Annotated in this window: 5 protein-coding genes and 1 pseudogene; 4 read left to right on the forward strand and 2 right to left on the reverse strand. The window is 69.2% G+C overall.

Translation table 11 applies throughout. From position 1 onward, the window contains the following. Window positions 1-1,606: ATP-dependent helicase HrpB (gene hrpB, locus AX681_RS11590; protein WP_156456080.1), on the reverse strand; the 1,606-nt coding region annotated here is incomplete at its 3' end. Window positions 1,607-1,700: 94 nt separating this feature from the next. Here hrpB and AX681_RS11595 point away from each other — a divergent pair. Then, window positions 1,701-1,913, forward strand: a complete 213-nt coding sequence (locus AX681_RS11595; RefSeq protein WP_066660541.1) for a hypothetical protein — start codon at window positions 1,701-1,703, stop codon at window positions 1,911-1,913. Between the two features lie 152 nt (window positions 1,914-2,065). Here the strand turns inward: AX681_RS11595 and AX681_RS11600 are convergent, their stop codons facing one another. Next, window positions 2,066-3,079, reverse strand: coding sequence for a polyprenyl synthetase family protein (locus AX681_RS11600; protein WP_066660546.1), 1,014 nt, complete (start codon window positions 3,077-3,079; stop codon window positions 2,066-2,068). 117 nt (window positions 3,080-3,196) lie between these two features. Between AX681_RS11600 and AX681_RS11605 the strand changes: the two genes are divergently transcribed. The 3 genes and pseudogenes from AX681_RS11605 to AX681_RS11615 form a co-directional block, all read left to right on the forward strand. Beyond that, the gene (locus tag AX681_RS11605) at window positions 3,197-3,490 is read left to right on the forward strand and encodes a chorismate mutase (protein ID WP_066660554.1); all 294 of its coding nucleotides are present in this window, start codon (window positions 3,197-3,199) and stop codon (window positions 3,488-3,490) included. A 49-nt stretch (window positions 3,491-3,539) separates the two neighbouring features. After that, a complete protein-coding gene (locus tag AX681_RS11610; protein WP_066660557.1) occupies window positions 3,540-4,655 on the forward strand; it encodes a glycosidase in 1,116 nt (371 codons plus the stop codon). 148 nt (window positions 4,656-4,803) lie between these two features. Continuing rightward, a pseudogene (locus AX681_RS11615) lies at window positions 4,804-5,342 on the forward strand (TonB-dependent receptor); the annotation flags it as partial.

Below are 5,342 nucleotides of genomic sequence, written 5' to 3' on the forward strand. Positions count from 1 at the left end.
TAGCCCTCGCTTTCCCCGACCGCATCGCGCGCCCGCCAGCCGAGGCCCAGGTCTCGCCCGATGCGTCGCGGCGGCGCGCGATGCGGTCGGGGAAAGCGAGGGCTATGCACCGAGCAACCTGTTCGGCGCTGGACTCGGCGCTGGCTGGTGCGGAAGGCGCGAGCTTCGCCCAGCGCTCGGCGAGCTTCCACGCAGCCTCCGCACGCTGGCCGCGTTCGCTCCGCCAGCGGCGCATCCGCGACTCGAGATCGGTGTCGGTCCCGCCCAGTCCGCGCTCGCCCAGCAGCACCGCGACCCGCGCGGCGGTAGCGGCCATGCCCAGCTCGCCCGCGCGCACCAGCATATGCCCGAGCCGGGGCGGGAGCGGGAGCGCGGCAATCGCCTTGCCATGCTGCGTCGGGCGGCCATCGGCATCGAGCGCGTCAAGCGTCGTCAGCCGCGCGCGTGCCTCGGCCACGGCGGCGGCGGGCGGCGCGTCGAGCCAGCGCAAGTCGCGCGGGTCCGCCACCCCCCATAATGCGCAGTCGAGCGTCAGCGCGGATAAGTCGGCCTCGAGGATCTCGGGCGGGTCATAGGGCGCCAGGCCCGCGGTCGCCGCCGCTTCCCATAGCCGATAGGCGACCCCCGGCCCCTGCCGTGCCGCGCGGCCGGCGCGCTGCGTCGCGGACGCCTGGCTCGCGCGCTCGGTGACAAGCCGCGTCATCCCCGCCGCGCGGTCGTAGCGCGGGCGGCGCGCCAGTCCCGAGTCCACCACGACGCGGATGCCATCGAGTGTGAGCGAGGTTTCGGCGATCGACGTCGCCAGCACGATCTTGCGCCGCCCGGTCGGATCGGGGGCGATGGCGGCGCGCTGGGCTGCGGGGTCGAGGCTGCCGTGCAACTTGTGGACGATGGCACCGGGAATGTCGCCCAGCCGCTCGGCGGTCCGCTCGATCTCGGCAACGCCGGGCAGGAAGGCGAGGATACCGCCCTCCGCCTCGCGCAGCGCCTGGCGGATCGCGGCGGTAACCGGTTCGTCGATCCGCGCCTCGGCCGGGCGGCCGAGATGGCGCAGCTCGAGCGGATAGCTGCGCCCTTCGCTCTCGATCACCGGCGCGCCATCCATCAACCTGGAGAACCGCGCGCCGTCGAGCGTCGCCGACATTGCCACGATCCGCAGGTCGGGCCGCAACGCCCCCTGCGCATCCAGCGCCAGCGCCAGCCCGAAATCGCTGTCGAGGCTGCGTTCATGCACCTCGTCGAACAGCACCGCGCAGACCCCGGCCAGTTCGGGATCGGCCTGAATGCGGTTGACGAAAATCCCCTCGGTGACGACCGTCACCCGCGTCGCCGCGGACCGCCGTGTGTCCATCCGCGTGGCATAGCCAAAGGTACCGCCGACCTTCTCCACCGCCAGCGCTGCCATGCGTTCGGCAGCGGCGCGCGCGGCGAGGCGGCGGGGGGAGAGCAGCAGGATTTCGCCATCGCACCACGGCTCGCTCAGCAGCGCGGGGGCGACCGCTGTCGTCTTGCCGGCTCCGGGCGGGGCGACCAGCACCGCATTGCTGCCACCACGCAGCGCGGCAAGCAGGTCGGGCAGGACGGCATGGATCGGCAGGTCGGTCACCCGACTGCCCTACGCAATTCGGCGCGTCGCTTGAACCCGCGATGGCACCGGATCGCGCGGCGCGCGTTGCGCCCAATCGGAAAGGAGACACGATATGGCACGCACGGTTTCGAGCTTTACGGTCGCGGCAGACGGCAAGGGCGATTATCTGCTCAATTTCGAGGATGAGGATGGCGAGACGATCGAGCTGACCGCCAGCTTCGAACAGCTCGACCTGATCGCCGACGCGATCGGCGAAGCGCTCGACGCGGACGAGGAAGACGCGCTCGGCGTCGATGATGATGCGGACGAGCCGGTCGAGGAGTGAGCTTTCAATCCTCCCCCGCAAGGGGGAGGTGGCAGCGTAGCTGACGGAGGGGGAGGAAGCGCGGCGGCAAGAGGCTCAAGCACACAGCCGTCCTCCCCCTCCGTCGCCTCCGGCGCCACCTCCCCCTGGCGGGGGAGGATATAAGTGCCAGTTCAATACGCCCGCGCGACCGCGAACTCGACCGCTTCGATCATCGCTTCCTTCGCTGCACTAGCGGGGAAGCCGCCGATCGCGTCGATCGCGCGCTGGCCGTAATGGCGCGCGCGGGCGAGCGTGTCGTCGACCGCGCGGCTCGAGCGCACCAGCTCAACCGCGTGGGCGAAGTCTGCGTCATCGTTGCGGCGGCCCAGCACCGCCTCGCGCCAGAAGGCGCGCTCTTCCTCATTCCCGCGGGCATAAGCGAGGATGACGGGCAGCGTCATCTTGCCCTCGCGGAAATCGTCGCCCGCGTCCTTGCCCATCGTGCCCGCGTCGGAGACATAATCGATCGCGTCGTCGACCAGCTGGAACGCGATGCCGAGGTTGCGGCCATAGGCGTCGAGGGCGGATTCGTCGGCTTCGCTGCGTTCGGCGACAACGGCGGCGATGCGGCAGGCGGCGGCGAACAAGGCGGCGGTTTTCGCGCCAATGATGTCGAGATAGCGCCCCTCGTCCAATTCGACACGGCGCGCGGCGGTAAGTTGATTCACTTCCCCTTCCGCGATCACCGCGCTGGCGTTGGACAGAATCTTGAGCACCTTGAGGCTGCCATCCTCGACCATCAGCTCGAAGCTGCGGCTGAACAGGAAGTCGCCGACCAGCACGCTCGCCGGATTGCCCCAGATGAGGTTGGCGGTGCGCTTGCCGCGGCGCATATCGCTGCCGTCGACGACATCGTCGTGGAGCAGCGTCGCGGTGTGGATGAACTCGACTGCCGCCGCGAGGCGATGGTGGCGATTGCCCGGATAATCGAGCAGCCGCGCGCTCGCCAGCGTCAGCATCGGGCGCATGCGCTTGCCACCGCCCGCGATGAGGTGCCCGGCGAGTTCGGGAATCAGCGGGATCTGTGACTGCATCCGGTCGAGGATGACCGAATTGACATGGTTCATGTCACCCGCAACCAGCGCGATCATCGGCTCGAGCGAGGGGGCGGCACTGCGGCCGATGCGATGGATGGTCGCGCTCATGGCGACGCGATGGCGGCAACTTGCCGTAAAGGCAAGTGGCTGGGGCTTGCGTGGGGCCGAAAGCGCGGCAAGAAGGCGCGGGACCGGGCCGGTGCCACATGCCGAGGGGCGAGAATCATGACCGAAGAGACGCTGCAGCGCTATCGCCAGAGCATCGACCGGATCGACGCGGCGCTCGTGTTCCTGCTGGCCGAACGGTTCCAGATCACCCAGGCAGTCGGGCGGTTCAAGGCCGAGACCAACCTGCCCCCCGCCGATCCCGATCGCGAGGAGCGGCAGATCGCGCGGCTGCGTCAGCTTGCCGCCGAAGCCGATCTCGACCCCGAATTCTCCGAGAAATTCCTGCGCTTCATCATCGATGAAGTGATCCGCCATCATGCCCGGATGCAGGACGATCCGGGAACCGCGTGACGCGCGGTGCGCTTTGGCGCCTGGCACAGCGATCAAAGGGGCAGGGGCAGTGATCGAAGACACGCTGATCTTTTCGCCTGAGGATGTCGACCTGTCGCGCTCGCCGCTGCGCGGGACGCTCGACGCCGACACCTATGTGCTCGGCGCGTTCAACCCCGGCCTTACGCGGCTGCCCGGCGGCAATCTGCTGCTGATGGTCCGCGTCGCCGAAGCGCTGACCGAGCCGGTGGCGGGCGATTGCGCGCGTGCGATCCGCTGGACCTCCGATGGCTATGTGCTCGATTCCTATCCGCTCGCTGCCATCGAGATGGACGATCCGCGCACCTTTCGCCTGCGTGGCACCGGCCCGCGCCTGTCGGGCCTGACCTCGCTCTCCTGGCTGTTGCCGGTCGAGATTTCGGGCGACGGGCGCAGCGTGGTGAAGGTGCATTACGACAAGGCGATCGCGCCGTCTGCGTCGTTCATGGGGCTGGGGGTCGAGGATGCGCGGATCAGCCTGATCGGCGGTGCCTGGTACATGACCGTGTGCGCGGTGTCGGACGAGCGGCAGTGCACCGCGCTCTACCGCTCGGTCAACGGGCTCGACTATCGCTGCGAAGGGATCGTCCTCGATCACCAGAACAAGGATATGTGCCTGTTCGAAGGGAAGGTCGGCGGCAGGTTCATGGCGCTGACCCGCCCGCTCGGCGAAGCCTGGTTCGCGCCGCCGCCGGACAGTCCCTATACCGGCGGCCCGGCGATCCAGCTCGCCCAGTCGCCCGATGCGCTGCACTGGAAGCCGCTCGACGCGCCCGGGCTGCGTGCGCGGCGCGGCACGAGCACCAACCGGCGCATGGGCGGGGGCACGCCGCCGGTGCTCACGCCGCAGGGCTGGCTGATGCTGTATCACGGCGTCGAGCAACACGCCGCGGTCGGTGCCTATCGCACCTTCTGGGCGCTGCTCGATCGCGACGATCCCGCGCGCGTGCTGCGACAGGAGGATGGGACGCCGCTGCTGGAAGAGTTGCCCGCGCTCACCGCTGCGTTTGCCGAGCGCCGCTATCTGCCCGCGCCGGTGGTGTTCACCACGGGTATCGTCGATGCAGGCGATACGTGGATCGTTGCCAGCGGCGAGGCAGACCTGGCGTGCCGCATTTCGCATATTCCCAAAGCGCAGTTTGAATAGAGTTGGGCGCGGACCCGCGCCGCCATTCAGCGCAGCTCAATTCAAATCACACTAAGCCTTCGCAGTGGCACAATTTTGCGACAAAGCGCGGTTAGTGCGCCCCTGCCGGACTGCGGCCGGTCGGTAATTTCGGTTGTGGAGTAAGTGGATGCGGCAAGCGGCGTGGATCATGGCAGCATTGATGACGACCGCCTCGCCCGCGGCGCTGGCCGCGCCTCAGGCCGGATCGCCGCCGTCCGGGACGGCACCGCAGCAAGCGGAACCGGAGCAGGAAGCCGGCGCGCCCGGCGGCGCTATGGGCGACGAGGTCGAGGAAGTGGTCATCACCGGCAGCGCACCGCGCGGATCGGTGCCCGGAGACGTCAAGCCCGAGCTGGTGCTCAACCCCGCCGATATCCGCGCTTATGGCGTTGGCTCGCTCGCCGAACTGCTGACCGAGCTGGAGCCGCAGACGCGCAGCGGGCGAGGGCGCGGCGGCGGCGCGCCGGTGCTGCTGCTCAGCGGGCGGCGCATCTCCGGCTTCGGCGAAATTCGCGACATCCCGCCCGAGGCGATCGAGCGGATCGACATTCTGCCCGAAGAGGCTGCGCTGAAGCTTGGCTATCGCGCCGATCAGCGGGTGGTGAACATCGTGCTGCGGCGCCGCTTCCGCGCGTTCACCGTCGAACTCGATGGCAGCACCGCCAC

It is taken from the genome of Sphingomonas sp. CCH9-E2, assembly GCF_001557215.1.
In the GTDB taxonomy this organism is placed as follows: Bacteria; Pseudomonadota; Alphaproteobacteria; order Sphingomonadales; family Sphingomonadaceae; genus Sphingomonas.